The following is a 19,019-nucleotide window of genomic DNA, read 5'->3' as shown; positions in this document are numbered from 1 at the left end:
TTTCCGTTTTATAGATACAATCTCATTTATTTCTCTTGGTGTTCCGCATTCCATTCACTTAAATAGGATGCATATTCTAATTCATCTGGATTATCATGTAACATAGAAATAAACTCCAATTTATTTCCATCAAAATCCAAAAAGTATACACTTGCAGCTGGCATCCATCTTTGGACAATTGGCTCTTGATTTCCTTTTCCTTGGCTTCCTACCACTTCTATTCCACGATTCTCTAACCACGATCTAGAAGCCTTTAGAAATTCTAAATCTACACCAAAAGCAAAGTGTTTCATCTCAAAATCTTCAATATTATGTACTTCCCATAGTCCAAGCATTTGCTTTTTACTTTCTCCTACCCAAAAGAAAGCCACTTTTCTTTTGGATAGTTTTCTTGCTAATGCTAACCCTAACTTATTTTGATAGAAATCTATCGCCTTTTCTAAATCCCTTACATGTAAATGAGTTTCATATATGTTCTGTATCATTCTACTTGCTCCTTTCTTTATTGGTAACAACGGGTTGAGTAGTTCCTGTAATTCTAAATCCGAAGTATGTATCTCTATATCCAATATACCTATTTACTATTCTATCGAAATTGAAATATGATATATCCAACTGTGGTAGTAAATTCAAATGAAATTTCTACTACTTTTGTAGGAGAAATCTCCATTAAAAAAAGACACAGAGATTTCTCCCCATGCCTACTTATAGCTTTAAAAATTAACTACTGAATATTTTTATTGCGCTCTAATTGGTTTTGAATTCCTGACCTATCAATTTGAATCCAATACTCTGAAATTTTCCCATCTTCTACTCTATACACCGCACTTGCTATTTGAATGATTGGAAGTCCTGTAGGCTGATAGCCATCGATTTCTCCTACATGCATACCTACTTGTTTCCAACGTACATATACTTTACTTCCTTGTACTAAAAATTCTTGAATTTCTAAAGAAAAATTACCGTATACTTCAATCATCTCTCTTACATGTTCAGCATAATCTTCAGGTGTTCTGCAAACTGTTTGTTCTTCTTCAGATACAATTTGATGTGCCAATACTTTTTCTGCCATTAGTTGATTTGAATAATCAGGATTATTCCCTGAACGTACTTCTTCAAAAAACTTTCTAACAATTTGTTCTGGCGTCATTTAAAAACCCCCTTATTAAGAAATCCAATACTAATCATATCATAATTTATCTTAATCTAACTATTAAAGTAAACTGATTCGTGTGTACAATAAAAAGACAAAATCTCTTCTTTCTTAAGATATCCCAATTGTTTCCCCTGAAAATTCACGATACTAATTATCTACTTCTTCACCGCATGAATATACTGCACCGTCTCAAAAGCTTCTAAATAATCGTTTCGTCCTTCAAAATATAATTTATTTATGTCTTCTGGCGATAAATGCTCATAAATGAGTAAGCCCGCCTTTTCTAACAGTGCTTCCATCTCGGCATAAGAATAACATGATTTCATCGGTTCTCCCCCTACTGCAGCCATTTTCACCATGTTTTCAACTCGATTGGATAATCCTTTTTCCATAAATAAGTTTTCATCCGGATAATCGAAAACGATAGAGCTCCCCTCTGGAACCATCTCGAATAAACATTCTATTAAACTAGAAAGCTCTTCTTTTGTTAAATAGTACGTAACACCTAAAAGGCTAAAGAAAGTCTTTTTATTTTCAAATCCTTCATTACGTAACTGTTCATAGGAAAAACCTTTCGTGAAATCCATGGAAACAAAATGAAGATTATTTGGAACTTCAAGTTTTGCTTCTTTTATTCTCTCCTTCTTAAAACCTTGTGTAGTAGGATGATCCACTTCAAATATTTCTATTTTATTTTCTAATTCTTTGTGTCTAAAACTGAACGTGTCTAAGCCAGCACCGAGTATGACGTATTGTTTTGCTCCCAATGTAATTTCATGGAGTAATACTCTTTCACAATATGCCGCACGTGCTAAAGGTGTTGGTGATAATTGAACTTGTGTAATCCATTTTAATATTTCCTTCGAATCATCTTGAAACTTCTCTGCAATATCTTTATTGAAAAAATGTATCCCTTGAACCATATTCATTTCAATATTGTTACGTTCTTTTTGTGAAATTAAATCTTTAGCTACATAATCATCAAAGATTTTAGGACTATCAAATTCACTATGATACGCCCTTCCGAAAGCTGATACTAACGACGTTACACTTGCTTCACCTTTTTTCACGCACATACACTCTCCTTCATTTTCACAACAAAAATAGGGTCCCCCTGGCCAGGAGAACCCTATTATACACGTTATTTTTATATTGGTAAATTATAGCATAAATAAGTTTTTTTGTCAAGTTTTCAACTCTCCTTAACACTTCGAAAAATTGTATGTTTTCAAGAGGAAAATTGAAATTACATACATAATATTCCTATTTTAATGAGCAGGTCCTTTTGAAAAAAAGAAAAACACTCTGAGGTGTCTTTCTTATACTTCATTTTTCACCAATATAAATATTAAAAATTCTAAATTATTCGCCCATCCTTTTTTTAGCAGTATTAGTATCTTGAGATACTGCTATGTGCTCGGTAGCTATAGCTAAACCTGTTTTTGGCATATTAACATAGATTGCTTCAGAAGCACCTTTTTCTATTTGATAGGTTTCATGAAATACACCGACACTCCCATTATCTTTAATCTTATTGTTGTATGATTTCCAAGCATGTGAATGGTTTTTTCCGTGAGCGTAGTTTACTAACTCATCGAATCCTTTCCAGTATTGAATTAAGATTACTTTTCTCCAACTAAATAAAACTTCTGTATGTAAGAAACCCCATTGTGGGTTTTGATACAATTCTTTAATCATAGGTCCCATAGCGTTAAAAACTGGTATCCACTTCCAAAATTTTAATAGGTTATTAATACGCATACCAATAATAAAAACAACAAATTCTTTATCCTTGCTATTGGCTATATGCCTGCCGTTAAAAATTTTAGCTCCCACTTTAATCCCCCTTTTTTACTGAACATAAATAATGTGCAGCTCCCAAATAAACCATAACATTTTCCCATGAATTTTCCAATTACTTTAACATAGATTATGAAAGGCTGTACTTAACAATAAAAGGTATACGTTTCCCACCTTTTTTATTATTAACAGCTATTATTAATATTTACTCTAAATCTCCTTTTCACCAGGAACATTCCCATACTTCAGGGATTTTTTAAAGCTTCAAGTAATTATTCCTTATGCTTCACCTCAAGAGAAATAAACGAAATTAAATTCCCTTCCATATACATATTTCAATAATAATAGTATTGCTTGCCTCTTTCTAAACAGAATATTTTTAGTTCATTTGAGTTAGGACAACATCACATCACAATCCTTCATTTTCACAACAAAAATAGGGTCCCCCTGGCTAGGAGAACCTTATTTCAGACTTTTTTAATATTGGTAAATTACATAATAAATAAGTTTATTTGTAAAATTTTCGGCTCACTACCACTCCGACACTTTGCATATTCTCTAGCAGGAAAATTGTCGATTCACACCGAACATTCCTGATTATAACAATACTTATGGAGGCCAATATGAAAAGATTAGTCATCATCACAGTAGGAAAAACACACAGCGGAAAAACTACATTTGCAAGAGCGTTAGAAAAAGAGTTACCCAACTCTTTCGTTATGGATCAAGATAACCAAGCCGAATTTATTAACACGCATTATGAAAAATTACAGCCGACTAAGGGCCCTAATACATTTAAGCATGGTCTTTCAAAATTCATCGTTGATTATGCAAAAGAATATACAAATTTACACCTTATCATTTGTAATTCCAATCGCAGTAAAAACGGAAGATTATATTTACTAAACGAATTATTTCCACAAAACGAATATGTACGTATATTAGTACATTTTGACATCCCAGATGATGTACTTTATGAAAGAGTGGCTCGAAGCACGCGAATTACAAATATTTTTAGAGGTAACTATTCCAGTTTCAAAGAAGTTCTCAATCGTCAACAGGTTGAATCCCTTCATGAAGGTGTAATAGATCCTGTAGAAAACGAGGCTGATTATTTGTTTGTTATTCGCAATAATAAAGATGTAAACTCTACTATCGAAGAAATTGTTCATCTTGCTGAAGATTTATCCCCTATCCCAAAATAAGAGACTATAAGAATTACATAATCACAGATTATTATGCAAATACTTCCTCTAAGCGCTGAACATGGTATATAATGATATAATAATCTGCTTTTATATGCTCAATTTTACACAATAGAGTTTATTCATAGGAAAGAGGTACAAAAATATGAAAACAAAACAAACAATCGCTGCGTCTACACTAGCTTTAGCAATGATTGCGGGATCTACCCCTACTCATGCAGAAGTAAATGATGCTACTCCCCAGCAAAGTACTGGAGATCGATTAGCTGAAATTAAGCAACATAAACAAGAGTTAGATGCGAAATTGCAGCAACACAAAGAAAATGTGGATCAAACATTAAATGAACTTAACCAAGTTAAGGAAAATGTTGATACAAAGGTTAATGAACTACATGAACGTAAACAAGTTGCAGATGAAAAAATCGGCGAGATTAAGCAACATAAACAAGAGTTAGATGCAAAACTTCAGCAAGATAAACAGATTGCTGAGGATAAAATTGCTGAAATTAAAGAGCATAAAAAACAAGTAGATGACAAAGTCGCTGAAATTAAAGAGCATAAGCAAAATATCGATACAAAGGTTAATGAGATTAAGGAACATAAACAAACTGTCGATGAAAAAGTGAATGAAATTAAGCAGCATAAAGAAAACATCGATCAAAAGGTTAATGAACTTAAGGAAGTAAAAAACAAGTAGATGAAAAATTAGCCGAGTTAAAGAAAGCGAAACAAACTGCTGAGGACAAACTTGCTGAAATTAAAGAAAACAAGCCGAATGCAGGTAACACGTTAGAAGAACTTAAGAAAATCAAACAAAATTTAGATAGTCTTTCAGCTAACTTAGAACTAGCTAAACAAGATGTGAAAAACAAACTAGCTGAGTTACAAGAGGCTAGACAGGACTTAATAAATAAAATAAATGAAATTAAACAAGCAAAACAAACTGTTTCAGACGATTTAACACAGAAAAAACAAGACCTAGATATTAAAATAAACGACTTTAAACATACTGAGAAGAAAATTGACGACAAATTAGCTGAGTTACATACAACGAAGCAAAATGTAGATAACAAAATTAATGAAGTATCGCAACCTAAACAAACGACAGCGAATAATAACAATACTACTGTTCCAGCGAAAAATAATGCTAGAGAGCTCCCTAACGCTGGTAGTGAGCAATCAAGTAACGTGCCACTCGGAATGTTATCTATCTTAGGCGGCGTTTTATTAGTAACACGAAATAAAATTAAAACGTTATTCTCAAAATAAAGCCATTATACCTATTTTAAAATAATTTATAAAAAGGACAACCGCACATATATGTACGGTTGTCTTTTTTCTTTATATTAACTTCCCATCTCTAAGCGTCAATATACGATCACATACATCGAGCATTCTTTCATCATGTGTAATCATAATTGCTGCTTTTTGACTTTCTTTCACTTCACGTTTCATCATTTCAACAACTTCACGTGCACGTTTTGAATCTAAGCTTGCAGTTGGTTCATCAGCTAATATTAAATCTGGGTTGTTCATGAAAGCACGAGCGATTGCTACCCTTTGTTTTTCCCCACCAGATAGTTGATTTGGATAATGTTTTTTTCTTTCTCCTAATCCAAATGCCGCTAATAAATGATCCGCACGCTTTTCTGATTCTTGTTTACTTTCTTTTTTTAGCTTTGCAATATAAAGCAATTGCTCTTTTACATTTAAATATGGAACGAGATTTGCAAATTGGAAAATGAAGCCGATTTTTTTCAAACGAATGTCTGTCATTTCCTTTTCGGATAACTGTGTAATATTTTGCTCACGAATGTAAATATCCCCTTTTGAAGGTGATAGTAATGCACCCGCGATTGATAATAATGTACTTTTCCCTGATCCAGAAGGACCAACGATTCCGATAAATTCTCCAGCTTTCACATCAAGCGACATCGGATGAAGGGCTGTTACTTCAGTATTCCCTTCTCCGTACACTTTACTTACTTTGTCTAATTTTAATAATGAAGTCATTACATCCCGCCTCCAATTGCTTCTAATGCATCAACTTTTAATACTTGGTATAACGAAATAAGTGTTCCTAAAATACTAATTACGATAAAGATTGCTGCATATTGTGCAATCATCGGTGTTGTTAATAAGAACGGCATACCCGCTGGTAAAATCTGTTCTAATCCTTGTACAAGAACAATACTGATTACCATCGCAACGACTGATAAGAATAACGCCTGTACGACTAAGCTATTTGCTAAATAAGAATTTTTCGTTCCAATTGCTTTTAATACACCTAATTGCTGTGTTTTTTGCAGTGTAATTACGTAGAAGAATACACCGATTAGTAACGCAGCGATAACAAGTAAGAATGCAATGATCATCGTTAATGTTCCTTGCTCTTCTTTAAATCCTGGAATGCTTTGTAATACTTCTTTTTTGTCGATAACATGTGCATTTTTAATTTCTTTATCTGTATTAAGCGCAATTGCACTATAATCTTTTTGATTTGGTTGAGAGATAGAGCCCCATACGTCTTCATTTACATAAACGACTGGTGTATGGCTAAACATTTGATCTTTCGTAAATCCAACGATTTTAAATTCTTTCTTTGAAACAGGATCAATAATTGTATCCCCAATATCGATTCCTTTTTCTTTAATTGATTCGTCAGCAACCATTTCGTTGTTTGCTGTACCTAATTTCTCGCCTTTTACAATTTTCGGTTCTAAAAATGAATCCCGTTCGCTTGAGAAAATAGCGACATCAACTTTTTTTGAACTATCTTTCTTTTCATAAGTTGAAATTTTCACACGAAACGGAACTGCTTCTTTCTCGCCTACTTGATTTACTACGTTATCTACATCATCTTGTTTAATTTGTGAACGAAGTAATTTATTTTCCGCATCATCTGCTAAAACGAACTTATTTGCCTCCATATTTTGAATCGATGAAGCATTATCATATGATAATCCATTTGCTAATCCTGAAATGACAAGGACTAAAAATGATAATAACACCATAATAAGTCCGATTAATCCGTATCGTAATTTTGATTGTTTTAATTCACGCAGAGCTAAAAACATTTCGCTCGCTCCTTCCTCTTACTTTCTATGCACTTATCATAAAAAAGAAATATGAACGGAATATGAACAGAAGATTACATAATGAAAATTAAATTTTCAGAAAGTATTGAAAATAATTACAATCCTTGATACAATTCAGTCAAATAATATTGACCGAGTAATTTAATTCAAGGAGTTGATTATGTTGAAGCCCATGTTCACACTAACTACTTATAGCCAACTAAAAGCAATGAGCGATCCACTACGTGTCGAAATGATGATGCGTCTATGCGAACGTCCTTATACAGGACAATTACTATCTGAGAAATTCGGCATTTCAAGGGCAAAAATTCATTATCATTTAAAAGAATTAGAAAAGAATGGTTTTATAGAAATCGTTTATACAGAAGAGAAAAATGGCATCGTTCAAAAGTTTTATCAATCTGTCGCGAAAAGCTTCACCCCTGCTGCAGAACTATTACCTCATTTAGAAATATTAAGCGAATCAGGTCGCCAAATCTTTTTACAAATGACGGAAAGAACGAAAAGCCATATTCTCGCTGCACCCGAAGAAGCTTTTACATTAAGAAAAGAAAGCGAAGACCCTGCTGATTGGAATTATGTTTCATCTTGCTGGGAGTTTGATGCTACGCCAGAACAATTTCAAGTGTGGGTGAAAAAGTTTTATAAATTGATGTCTGAATTAAACGAGATCACAAAAGACGCGGATAAAGATCCAAATAGTAAATCTTATTACATTTCTACTACTGCACTACAAATCGACGAACGAGCAATGCAGCGCTTTGTGAAAAAAGAAGAAAAATCGTAATACGATTTTTTTTACATCAACGGTCAATTTTATTTTACCGAATAAATTTATTTCAAAGGAGTAGATAAAGTGGACGTATTAAAAAACCGGAATTTCCTCTTATTATTTTTAGGGAGAATTTTCACAAACATAGGAGATAGTTTGTATTATGTAGCAGCGATGTGGCTCGTATATGAGCTGAGTGGTAATCCTTTTTATTCTGGATTGGCTGGTTTTCTTACATTATTACCTTCTACACTTCAATTTCTTACCGGTCCATTCGTTGATAGATGGTCAATAAAAAACACCCTCGTAATCACACAAGTTCTGCAATGTATTCTTATTTTAATTATTCCTATTACACACTACTTCGACCTATTAACAGTCCAACTACTACTCATCATTATGCCCATCGTAGCTTTTATCGAACAATTCGCCTATCCCGCACAATCGAAAGCTTTACCACTTCTACTGCATAAAACACAATTATTAAAAGGAAATTCACTCTTCTCATTTGCATATCAAGGCATCGATTTAATTTGTACGACTCTTTCTGGAATATTAGTAGCACTATTTGGCGCCATTACTTTATATGTAATCGACTCTTTTACATTCGCGATTACTGCCCTTGTGTTCTTTTCATTAAAAATGCCAAAGCAAACAGAAACGAGCACATCACTTTCAACTAAACAATATTTCTCTGATTTAAAAGAAGGTTTTTCGATCGTCTTTCGTTCATTAATGGGCGTCTTCTTAATCGGTTCAGTTGTCGCTAATTTTTCAATCGGTATGACGATGGCCATACTCCCTTCTTTCGCTGATTCTTTAGGTGGCGTGAAATTATACGGCTTCTTTTTAGCCGCTATATCAGCCGGCAGTTTAATTGGAGCACTATTCAGTTCATGGGTTGGCAAACGTAATGTTGGCCGCGTCTCCATTATTAGCTTTGCGGCTGGCGCTTTCTTTTGGTTTCTCTCTACGATCGTACCGTTTCAATGGCTATCTACTTTCTTATTCGGCCTAGCTTGGGTACCGATTGGTGCGACCAACATATTATTTGCGACAATTAGTCAAATTGTAATTCCAAATCAATATATTGGACGCATCAACTCAGTCATGCGAAGTATGGGCACAATTGCGATGCCACTTGGTTCTTTAGTTGGCGGATACACTGCGAATGTATATACTAGCCAACTCATTTTCGCACTCGCTAGCATCGGGATTTTATTTATCTCTCTCGTATGGCTAATTCATCCGAAATTACGAGCATTGCCGAAAGCTGATGAGATTACAGCGGATACTTTTGAAGTTCGGTTTAAGGAAGAACGCGGGAAAGGTGCGGCTTTATAGCAGAAAGACAATATTTTCTTTCTGCTATAAAGCTCAACCAAGCATAACCCCGTTCTAAATTTAGGATGGGGTTGTGCTTGGTTAATTTTAGATATAGTTTTAAAAATCAACGTTTTATTAAATTAAACCTTAAAAATTTAAAGTACTACATAATGAAACAACATTTAAAATTACTCATACTTACTTTAATCGCAATATACGTTTAGACGTAGAACCGTCAAGAAAATACGTAGATTTACAATACTAAGAAAGTTCCAGTGAACCTAGAGGATCTAATAAAATCACTTTCCGTAAACTAATATGTTCGGAACCTAAAGAAAGCCTAAAGTACAATTGAACTTCATAAAAAATACACCCCATCAAATTTGCTCACTTTCTAGCAATATTTAATGAGGTATATCGATTGTTCTGCTGTAAAGTTTTATCTATATTAATTATTTTCTTGTGATTTTTGCTCATTAATTTCTTTCACTGCCATATGAAGGAAATTGCGATATTCTACTGAAAAATGACGAGCATGATCATCAAAGAAAATTTGTGGGCAAGCCGCTGGCCACCAGATATTTAATCTCATTTCAGCTCCAGTTGCTGTGTCACGAAATTCTGATAATCCATACCCCCCATATTGTCCCCTCTTCAAGTTGAACACCAGCATAAGATTTATGTGGATAGTCACTATTGACTTCATCAAGTACAAATTGTGGTGTTTTATCTAGTCTAACTACACTTGCACTAGTTGGAAGGCCGCCTAACGTTTCAACGACTCCTGAAGATAGCATAATATAATGTTCTGGATGCGCTGGGAACACTACATTTTTAGCAATATCTCGACGTTCTTCTTCCGTACCTGTGATTGTTTTTCTCATCTTACCGTATTGCCATTTAAAGTAGTCAGTTGCTGTAATCCCTTCAACTTCTACTTTAACAAAGCATTTTTTAAATTCTCCATTTGATTTTTCTAAGTACTCCTTAATAAGTTTCGCACTTTCGTCTAATTGACCTTGGAGTAACTCTTTCATTTGTTCTGGAGAAATTAGACTTTTTAAATTTTGTAATGCACGACGTGAAGCCATAAGCTCCCATTTATCAACTACATTTTCGTCAGCTTCACCTAAGTCTGTTTTAAATTTCATCTCAATATCATTTTGTTTTTTAGTCATTGTAATTACCTCCATTAAATTTTTTCTATTTAAACCTAATTGTAAAAATCAGATTTTATTTAGAAACTTCCATCTTTTTTTTGCTTTTTAGGCATAAACCCAAGCCTAAACCAATTACTGCAACCACAATTGAGTATAAGAAAGTTTCATTGTTTCCAGCAATAAAGGCATCTATTAAAATGGTTTCTTTCAGCTTTTGAATCGCATCAGCTGACATTCCAATCATCTCAGATTTATGTTCTTTTAACATTTCTGTACCATGAAACTGTGTACGATTCGATATCAACGTGACAATAAGACTTGAAGTTATTGCTCCAACTGTTTGACCTAATGTACTGTTCATCGCAGTACCATGAGATACTTCTTCTGGCTTTAATGCATTGAGTGCATTTGTTTGAAGGGGCATTTGAACCATCCCCACGCCAATTAAACGAATTGCATACGTTAAACAAATAACCCACGAAGCCGTTTCTAGTCCTAGATTCCCTAAGATGACAGATGCCACTATCATTAAGGGAAAACCAACTAAAATAAGGGGACGAATTCCAAAACGATCAAATAACTTACCGTTAATTGGTGCTAGTAACCCCATAATCATCGCACCTGGAAGCATGATTAATCCTGATTTTAATGCTGTCATACCTTGAATGTTTTGCAAAAATAGCGGTACAGGAATCATCACCGAATACATTGCAAAGATAGTTGTAATGAGCACGAAAATAGATAATGTATATTTAGGATTCAGGAAAATTTTAAAGTTTAAAATTGGTTTTTCTAAAAAGTTTTGACGAATTACAAAAGCTGCAATTCCTATAACCCCCATAATTAAACTAACGATAACTACTGTAGAATCCCAGCCTTCTTTACCCGCTGTACTAAAACCATAAATTAGACCACCAAAACCAATTGCGCTTAGAATAACAGATAGTACATCCAGTGAACCTGGTTGTGTTTCTTTATCCTTCTTCATAATTTTATATGAGACCACTGTAATAATTAGGGTAATGGGCCAAATCATATGGAATAACCATTCCCATGAAGTTACCTCTAAAACAAGCCCTGAAATTGTAGGTCCAATCGCTGGAGCAAACATCAAAATTAGCCCTACAAATCCCATGGATTTCCCTCTTTTTTCTGGTGGGAATGAACTATACAACAAGTTCATTAATAATGGAGATAAAAGCGAACCTCCAAATGCTTGAACAATACGAGCTATAACAAGAACAGTAAAATTTGGAGCAAAACCTCCAATCATTGTTCCAATTGTAAATAACCCCATACTCCATAGGAATAAATTACGAATTGAATATTTATTTAAGAAAAATGCAGATGTTGGAATGACAATACCACTCACCAACATATAGCCTGTTGTTAACCAAGTTGCACTTGACGCCCCCACATCAAATGTTTTCATGATTGTTGGAATCGCATTGCTCATTAATGTATTACAAAGAATGGCAAAAAAAGCGCCAATCATTACATTCGCTAACAATAACATATTGGGTTTTGTTTGCTGTGCCTGTTTTTGCATATAAAGTTTCACTCCTTCTATTTTATAGACATGTGTTGATTAAAGGTCATATGTATAGTATAAAATAGAATAAGAATAATAAAACCATCACTTTTAATTAAGTGTTTTTAATCCAACATTTTTTTAAAAGTGTCTATTAAATAGGAGGTTTATATGGCAAACAAAATTGATTTACGAGTTATCAAAACACAAAGAGCAATCAAAAACACGTTTATCCAATTAATAGAGGAAGTTGGTTTTGAAAAAGTTAATGTTAGGAAACTCATTGAGCGTGCAGAAGTCAATCGAAGTACGTTTTATCTACACTACCAAGATAAATACGACTTATTAAATAAAATCGAGGAGGAACTGTTAGAAGGACTAAAACAAATTATTATGGATACAACATTAACAAAAACGGTCGAACAAAATTCTACTTCTGACTCACGTTTAGAGAAGATGAATAAGGTGGCATATTACTTATTCGACAATAAAAAAATCATTCGTTTGTTAACTAGTGATAAAGGAGATCCAATCTTTCTAAGTAAAATCGGAGGAATATTTGAATCCATTTGGATTGATAAAAAAGTAGTAATTATTCCAAACATACCAAAAAGATATGCATTTGCCGTTTTGGCGGGGATGTTAACGAATTTAATTGGTGAATGGATTAGAAGCGATTTTGAAGAAACACCAGAACAGTTCTCTCAAATTGCTGTTTACATGACCAAAGAATTACCGAAAAGTTTAGTAGCTAAATACGAAAAAAAAGACTAGCCACTTAGCTAGCCTTTTTTAATTCATCCACCACATTTAAAAAGACAATAAAATTATTTAAATTTAAAACCTAAATTTTATTCAACAATAGCAACCTTTAATGGAATAACTAAAACGTTCAATCAACGATTTACTGGCCATGCCCCCTGCATTTTCCTTAATTGAATAATTTGGCCTGTATGATAAGCATCGTGAAGCATGATGTCCAGCAATTTCCCCTCAAGTGAATTTTGTTCAAGATCTTTTTCGGAAATCGTACTTAATACCTGCCTTAAATTACGTTGAGCATGTTCAGAACGTTCAACGACTTTCTTCCATTCCGTATCATCATTAGATTGCTCAGTAAGATAAAAGGTGTCATTACCATCAAGATTATGTGTCCACTCACGCCCTTCCAAGTTTACAGCAAGTCTTTCTTTGTAGTAAATGAGATGATTAACGTTCTCCCAAATGGTATTCGTTGTCTCTCCAGATGGTGTCCACATAGCCTGTTCGGCTGTAAGTCCTTCTACGGCATGTTTAAACGGTGCATACCAGCTTTCTTTATCGAATGTTGAATCTAGTGTGTTTAATAACAAGTCAATTCGTTTCAAAGTAATCTCCCCCTAAATAGTTACAGTTCTCATCAAACCCTTATAACTCTGTAGGGATTCTACATTTTCAAATAAACTTCCTTCTAATCTTATTCCACAAACTAGTCCAATTATGGAATAGAATAACGCGCATTTTTTCACTTTACACGTAGACTAACAATCAAAAAAAGAAGAGACCATTCCAAATGATCTCTCCCCTTACATTTATTTCGGAAGCTCCACCTGAACAGTCGTCCCTTCCCCTTTTGTACTATACACTGAAACGTTTCCGTTATGCAGTTCAACAATCTTCTGCACGATCGATAACCCTAATCCGCTACCTTCTACGTTTCTCGCTCTCGCTGTATCTACTTTGTAGAAACGATCAAAAATACGATCCATTTCTTCTTTTTCCATACCGATTCCGTTATCGGATATGGAGATCATAACGCTAGATTCTAATTCTTCTACAACAAATTCAACGGTTCCGCCATCGTTTGAAAACTTAATGCTATTCGTAAAAATGTTGCTCCATACTTGATGAAGTAAGTTTTCATCACCTTTTATAACGATGTCCGGCACATCAAATTCGACAGCTATATCTTTCTCACGCCATTTCCATTCGAGCATAAAAATGACGTCTTTAATTTGCTTCTGCAGATTAAATTCTTTTATTTGTAATACTTTCTCTTCTTTATCTAAAGAAGCTAGCGTAAGTAACTGTTTACATAAACTAGACATTCGCTTACTTTCGCCCTCAATAATTCGTAAGTAATGATTTCTTTCTTCTTCACTCATCTTTTCTGTTTGCAATGTTTTCGAAAATCCTTGTATGGAAGAAAGCGGTGACTGGAATTCATGTGAAACGTTCGAAACGAATTCTTGTCTCATTTCATCCAATTCTTTTATACTTTTCGTCATCTTTTGAAAGTTTGTAGATAACGTACCAATTTCATCTTTTCGTTTTACGTCTAATTCAATTTCATATTCACCACTCGCAATTTTTTGCGTAGCCTTCGTAAATTTACGAATTGGACGAACAATATAACCTGCTGCAATCGCTATAAAAATAATACTTAATAACACGATAAAACCAAGTAATACAGCTAAGAAAATTCGCATCTCGCCAAATTGGTTCTGAATGTCAGGGCGAATGAATAAAGCGTACTGTTTATCACCGTGTTGCACTGGTACACCGACACTATTTATTAATTCATTATCGAAAAAACCGGTAATAAATAGGCGAGTCGGATATGTAGAAACGCCATTAAACGTTTCGCCATTCAATACTTTATGAACGGTATCATCACTAATAGACGTCTTACGAAACGCATTGCCGATACGCTTTCCATTCTTTTGATCATCTACAATATAAATTTCATATCCTAATTTCGCAATGGACTGTAAATACGCCTCTTTATTTTCTTCACTTTGCTTTTCATATAACGATTTAACTTCCTCAGCATACTTTAAAATTTTTTCACTATTATACGGTTTTAACTTCACTTGATAATATACGTTCGTTAATAAAAAGCCGATAATACTACTAAGAAGCATAATACCGACTGTCATAAAAACAAATCTAGAATATAGTGATTTCATTTTATTTCAACTCCAACTTATACCCGAGTCCGCGCACTGTCGTAATTTGAAAATCATCCGTTCGTTTTGAGAATCGATCTCGTAGTCTCTTCACATGAACGTCTACTGTTCGTTCATCCCCTTCAAAATCCATTCCCCATACTAATTCAATTAGCTCTTCTCTTGAAAATGTTCTTCCAGGATAACTAGCAAGTTGTGATAATAATTCAAATTCCTTCAGCGGTAGTAAAATCGTTTGACCGTTACACTTTACTTCAACACCTTTACGATCAATTGTCGTTCCGTGAAGTGTAATAATGTCAGCGCTCAGCATTTGATAACGGCGTAATAAAGCTTTCATACGAAAAATCACTTCAGCTGGTTCAAATGGTTTTACAATATAATCGTCCGTACCAGAAACAAATCCTTTTTCTTTATCAACTAACTGATCTTTCGCAGTTAATAAAATAACCGGTATATCATGATACTTCCGGATTTCTTCACATAACGTATAGCCATCCACAAACGGCATCATGATGTCTACTATCGCAAGATGAATATTTTCTTTCTCTAATACGTCTTGCGCTACCTTTCCATCTTCCGCTTCAAAAACTTTAAACCCCTCTTTTTGTAAATGGTAATGTAATAACTCTCTAATATGCTTATCATCATCAGCTAATAAAATATGTATCATCTTCATTAAACCCTCTCTCGTTCATCCTTCTACATCCTTACATTAAGAAAGAATTGGCTTTTTTGCAAGAAAAAGAAAAAGAAAAACAATTACAGCATTAATTTTTTCATGGCAATGAGCTAAATTTTAAAATCCATTAAGTGAAATTATTGAGGTTATCAAAGATACTACGCATTAGAACCACAATACAGTACAACAGATTGTATGATAATGTAGCTTTGGAATAAAGGTTCATAAATAATACCTACAAGCCAATATTTTACGATAAATAAAAAGAATCCATTTTGAAATAGATTTTAAATAGACTAAACTAAGAAGAGGATATTACGTTCAATATATGAGCATATATCCTCTTTTCTTATAAACATTAGATTACTTATACAGATAATAAAAATAAAACTCTATATGTATACCGAATCCAGAAAAGTTTGTATAATTTAGATGACTAACGTATCTCGTAACGGAAAGCGTTGTGAGGTCTTTAGACTGAGCGTTAATTGCTTTAGGCGTACAGTGCTATGAGAGTACAAGAGGTTCTCATAGAGAATAACAACAAAGAATACATATTACTGGATCAAAAAGGATTCCCTGTAATAAATCATTTAGGAGGTGACGATTATTAATGAAACAACAAGAACGTATTATCTTTCGTGAGGTTCAGCGACCACAACAAATTTGGGTATGGATACTCATATTGGGGATTTCCGCACTGATGTGGTATGGATTCATTCAACAAATTATCCTTGATACCCCGTTTGGAGATAAACCAGCTCCCAATGGTGTGTTAATTGCTTTGTGGTTGTTTTTTGGGATTGCCTTTCCTGTATTAATGCTTGGGGTATTGAAGCTAATCATAGAGGTCCGTGAAAAAGGTATTTATGTTCGTTTTGTTCCTTTTCATTTTCAATATAAACAGTACCTTTTCAAAAATATACATCACTATGAAAGCATTACTTACAGTCCACTAAAAAGATTCGGAGGATGGGGAATTCGTTTTAACCTTAAGGGTGAAACGGCCTATAATATGAATGGAAAGAAAGGTATTGAGTTAAAGTTGAAATATAATACAGTGGTAATCGGCACTCAAAAACCGGACGAATTAAAAAAAGCATTGGACTCGGCACAAAAAGCATAATGAAAATTAATCGTCAACAAACGGGCATCATTGTGGAATAAGAAAGGACATTACATATTTAGTCATATAAAATATATAATGTCCTTGAATTTATTTATTTTTTTAAAATTTAGGTCTTGATAATTAAGTGATCAAAATAGATTCTCATATTTTCGCATTAAGATTATTTCATTAAAAAATATTGCTCATTTTCTGCCTTTTTAAAAACTAATTCTTATTAAGCCTTAGAAATATCAACAAACCCTTCTCCAAACACATCACGAACATCGTGTATAGCGATGAACGCAGCCGGATCCGTAGTTTGAACAATCCGCTTTAGCTTCACTACTTCTTGCTTATTAATAACAATATAAAGAATTTCCTTCGGAGTTTTCGTGTAATAGCCATGACCTGAATACACAGTAACCCCTCTGCCCATTAAGGTAGTCACCTTCCCGGCAATTTCATTCGGGTTATCAGAAATAATCGTAATGGCCTTTTTCGGATTCAAACCTTCGATTACAAATTCCATTACTTTCGTTCCTACATATAGCATAATAATTGTCAGCATCAGTTTTTCTGCACCAATGATGAAATAAGATGAAAACGCAACGATTAAATCGAAGAACAGTAGACCATAACTAATGCTCCAACCTAAATACTTATGCGTCATCCTTGCTAAGATGGTAGTACCTGCTGTTGTTCCTCCAACACGAATAATTAGACCAATCCCGCACCCTATAAATATTCCTCCGAAAATGGCATTTACAAGCATTTCATCTGAAGTAATCGTCCAGCCTTCTGTTAAATGAAGAAATAGTGAGTTAGTAACTACAGCGATAATCGTATAAATTGTTGTGATCTTATTTAAAAATTTATAACCGACTATTAACAAAATCGCATTTAAAATTAAGTTAACTAAGCCTGGTGACCATTCAAATAAATAGTACGTAATAATCGTGATACCTGTTACTCCACCCTCACCAAACTCGTTCGGGATAACAAACAAATTGACACCTAACGCAAAAAGAAATGCACCAATAATAATAAAAATAATGTCTGTCGTTCTTTTTTTCATACAGTACCTCACTTCTTATGTAAATATTTATTCTGTCATAAACTCTCACCATTATATCGTGGAATATTCAAATCGAACAGTGGTTTGTTTTTATTTTAATATAGGATGATAAACAAACTTTTCCTAAATACACATATAATTAAAAAAGTAAAACAACTGTATTTATTATGTACTACAAATAAAGTTTTGATTTCACATGCAATTCACGCTAAAAAATGAATATGAACACTCGCACAAACTTCGAATACAAAACAAATAGGCGAAGCTATAGAATAGACTTCGCATCAAGCATTTGATTACAGGGATTTATATTCATACATTCCAGAAATAAATTTACTTATCTTTCTCCATATATTCTTTAATCTTTCGTTCTTCCCACTCTTTTCCGAATATCCCAAATGGAAAAGTTGTCAAACCGTGTATAACGATACCGATTCCCCAACCTCCAAGTGGATATAAAAACCATAATTTACTTGCATCAGAACTTATATTTATAAAAAAAAGCATCAAATTAACTAGTATATAGACCGTTAAATGAATGTAAAACGCTTTTAAATTCTCTACCCTTTTTTTAGCTCGTAAATAAACCTCATCTTGTTCCATCTTTAAACACCTCTTTCGATATTGTGTTTTTTCACCTTCGCTCCAGTGTTAACATCATATTCTAATCGGAAATCCGTTATTCTTAAAAAAACACAAAATAAAAAGGCCCTATATGAAAAGGCCTTTTTAATTGGTTATTACATCTTTTTCATTTGATCTCCCTACCTAATAATTAAAGAATAATCCCTGAAAAACTCCCCTTCAATACTTCTTTTTCAAGTTGATTCATACATGTAAACATCGCAATAATCTTTGTACGATTTTTTTCATCGGGTTCAAATTGTTCAATAATTACATCACAACGAATCGTATCACCGCTAAAAACAGGGCGTAAAAATTCAAAATCCATCTTACGAGCTAATACATTATGATCACCGCCAACTTTCGTAGGAAGCGTTGATGTTAAAAGACCTTGTACAACAAATCGTCCTTGCTCATCCGGTGTAACATGATGAATTCCCTCATCCTTAGATACTTCTGTAAATAAAACAACATCTTCTTTTGTAAAAGTTCGCTCAAAGGTGATTTTTTCGCCTACTTGCAATTTCATCGATA

20 protein-coding genes and 1 pseudogene are annotated in these 19,019 nt (G+C 33.7%); 6 read left to right on the top strand and 15 right to left on the bottom strand.

All coding sequences use genetic code 11. The annotated features are described in order from the left end of the window. Positions 1–26 precede the first annotated feature (26 nt). From CDB3_RS08470 to CDB3_RS08455, 4 genes are all read right to left on the bottom strand, one after another. Positions 27–485 (bottom strand): VOC family protein, encoded by a 459-nt coding sequence (locus CDB3_RS08470; protein WP_097830296.1) that lies wholly within the window; start codon positions 483–485, stop codon positions 27–29. 239 nt (positions 486–724) lie between these two features. Continuing rightward, the gene (locus CDB3_RS08465; protein ID WP_128854106.1) at positions 725–1,150 is read right to left on the bottom strand and encodes an ester cyclase; all 426 of its coding nucleotides are present in this window, start codon (positions 1,148–1,150) and stop codon (positions 725–727) included. Positions 1,151–1,311: 161 nt separating this feature from the next. Continuing rightward, positions 1,312–2,232, bottom strand: coding sequence for a class I SAM-dependent methyltransferase (locus CDB3_RS08460; RefSeq protein WP_128854105.1), 921 nt, complete (start codon positions 2,230–2,232; stop codon positions 1,312–1,314). 286 nt (positions 2,233–2,518) lie between these two features. Next, positions 2,519–2,992 carry a DUF4188 domain-containing protein gene (locus tag CDB3_RS08455; RefSeq protein ID WP_128854104.1) on the bottom strand — a complete coding sequence of 158 codons (474 nt, stop codon included), beginning with the start codon at positions 2,990–2,992 and terminating at the stop codon, positions 2,519–2,521. Positions 2,993–3,579: 587 nt separating this feature from the next. On the opposite strand from CDB3_RS08455, the gene CDB3_RS08445 reads away from it, so the two are divergent. Together CDB3_RS08445 and CDB3_RS08440 are read left to right on the top strand one after the other, a co-directional pair. Beyond that, positions 3,580–4,161, top strand: a complete 582-nt coding sequence (locus CDB3_RS08445; RefSeq protein ID WP_128854103.1) for an AAA family ATPase — start codon at positions 3,580–3,582, stop codon at positions 4,159–4,161. 145 nt (positions 4,162–4,306) lie between these two features. Further along, a pseudogene (locus CDB3_RS08440) lies at positions 4,307–5,430 on the top strand (LPXTG cell wall anchor domain-containing protein). A 72-nt stretch (positions 5,431–5,502) separates the two neighbouring features. Here the strand turns inward: CDB3_RS08440 and CDB3_RS08435 are convergent. Then, positions 5,503–6,174 (bottom strand): ABC transporter ATP-binding protein, encoded by a 672-nt coding sequence (locus CDB3_RS08435; protein ID WP_128854102.1) that lies wholly within the window; start codon positions 6,172–6,174, stop codon positions 5,503–5,505. Beyond that, positions 6,174–7,238, bottom strand: a complete 1,065-nt coding sequence (locus CDB3_RS08430) for an ABC transporter permease (RefSeq protein ID WP_128854101.1) — start codon at positions 7,236–7,238, stop codon at positions 6,174–6,176. Before CDB3_RS08430 ends, CDB3_RS08435 begins: the two co-directional genes overlap by 1 nt. A 181-nt stretch (positions 7,239–7,419) precedes the next feature. Here CDB3_RS08430 and CDB3_RS08425 point away from each other — a divergent pair, with 181 nt between their 5' ends. After that, complete coding sequence (locus CDB3_RS08425; protein ID WP_128854100.1) at positions 7,420–8,046, top strand: ArsR/SmtB family transcription factor; 627 nt, start codon at positions 7,420–7,422, stop codon at positions 8,044–8,046. 69 nt (positions 8,047–8,115) lie between these two features. Beyond that, positions 8,116–9,375 carry an MFS transporter gene (locus tag CDB3_RS08420; protein ID WP_128854099.1) on the top strand — a complete coding sequence of 420 codons (1,260 nt, stop codon included), beginning with the start codon at positions 8,116–8,118 and terminating at the stop codon, positions 9,373–9,375. 430 nt (positions 9,376–9,805) lie between these two features. Here the strand turns inward: CDB3_RS08420 and CDB3_RS32230 are convergent, their stop codons facing one another. Genes CDB3_RS32230 through CDB3_RS08410 form a run of 3 tightly spaced genes read right to left on the bottom strand, consistent with a single transcriptional unit; the run spans position 9,806 to position 12,066 of the window. Then, positions 9,806–9,949 (bottom strand): hypothetical protein, encoded by a 144-nt coding sequence (locus CDB3_RS32230; RefSeq protein ID WP_256869699.1) that lies wholly within the window; start codon positions 9,947–9,949, stop codon positions 9,806–9,808. A 19-nt stretch (positions 9,950–9,968) separates the two neighbouring features. Further along, complete coding sequence (locus CDB3_RS08415; protein ID WP_256869698.1) at positions 9,969–10,535, bottom strand: hypothetical protein; 567 nt, start codon at positions 10,533–10,535, stop codon at positions 9,969–9,971. A gap of 55 nt (positions 10,536–10,590) precedes the next feature. Then, positions 10,591–12,066: a DHA2 family efflux MFS transporter permease subunit gene (locus CDB3_RS08410; protein WP_128854098.1), complete on the bottom strand. Its 1,476-nt coding sequence runs from the start codon at positions 12,064–12,066 to the stop codon at positions 10,591–10,593. A 153-nt stretch (positions 12,067–12,219) separates the two neighbouring features. On the opposite strand from CDB3_RS08410, the gene CDB3_RS08405 reads away from it, so the two are divergent. Next, a complete protein-coding gene (locus CDB3_RS08405) occupies positions 12,220–12,822 on the top strand; it encodes a TetR/AcrR family transcriptional regulator (RefSeq protein ID WP_128854097.1) in 603 nt (200 codons plus the stop codon). A 122-nt stretch (positions 12,823–12,944) separates the two neighbouring features. Here the strand turns inward: CDB3_RS08405 and CDB3_RS08400 are convergent, their stop codons facing one another. The 3 genes from CDB3_RS08400 to CDB3_RS08390 form a co-directional block, all read right to left on the bottom strand. Beyond that, complete coding sequence (locus CDB3_RS08400; RefSeq protein ID WP_128854096.1) at positions 12,945–13,415, bottom strand: DinB family protein; 471 nt, start codon at positions 13,413–13,415, stop codon at positions 12,945–12,947. Positions 13,416–13,619: 204 nt separating this feature from the next. Further along, positions 13,620–14,996, bottom strand: a complete 1,377-nt coding sequence (locus tag CDB3_RS08395) for a sensor histidine kinase (protein ID WP_128854095.1) — start codon at positions 14,994–14,996, stop codon at positions 13,620–13,622. A gap of 1 nt (position 14,997) precedes the next feature. Then, positions 14,998–15,675, bottom strand: coding sequence for a response regulator transcription factor (locus tag CDB3_RS08390; RefSeq protein ID WP_179139679.1), 678 nt, complete (start codon positions 15,673–15,675; stop codon positions 14,998–15,000). A 616-nt stretch (positions 15,676–16,291) separates the two neighbouring features. Here CDB3_RS08390 and CDB3_RS08385 point away from each other — a divergent pair. Next, entirely contained in the window at positions 16,292–16,804 is a 513-nt protein-coding gene (locus CDB3_RS08385; protein WP_128854094.1) for a DUF6141 family protein, read from the top strand. Between the two features lie 217 nt (positions 16,805–17,021). Here CDB3_RS08385 and CDB3_RS08380 read toward each other — a convergent pair whose 3' ends face one another. The 3 genes from CDB3_RS08380 to CDB3_RS08370 all read right to left on the bottom strand — a co-directional run bounded on the left by CDB3_RS08380 (position 17,022) and on the right by CDB3_RS08370 (position 19,014). Further along, positions 17,022–17,861: a YitT family protein gene (locus CDB3_RS08380; protein WP_088229640.1), complete on the bottom strand. Its 840-nt coding sequence runs from the start codon at positions 17,859–17,861 to the stop codon at positions 17,022–17,024. 333 nt (positions 17,862–18,194) lie between these two features. Next, on the bottom strand, positions 18,195–18,464 hold the full coding sequence (locus CDB3_RS08375; protein WP_128854093.1) for a 2TM domain-containing protein: 270 nt from the start codon (positions 18,462–18,464) through the stop codon (positions 18,195–18,197). A 172-nt stretch (positions 18,465–18,636) separates the two neighbouring features. After that, positions 18,637–19,014: a hotdog family protein gene (locus CDB3_RS08370; RefSeq protein WP_128854092.1), complete on the bottom strand. Its 378-nt coding sequence runs from the start codon at positions 19,012–19,014 to the stop codon at positions 18,637–18,639. Between the last annotated feature and the right edge of the window lie 5 nt (positions 19,015–19,019).

The organism is Bacillus sp. CDB3 (genome assembly GCF_002081505.1).
GTDB classification, from domain to species: Bacteria; Bacillota; Bacilli; order Bacillales; family Bacillaceae_G; genus Bacillus_A; species Bacillus_A cereus_AT.
The sequence above is the reverse complement of the archived record's forward strand: the minus strand, read 5'-3'. Positions and strand labels throughout refer to the sequence as shown.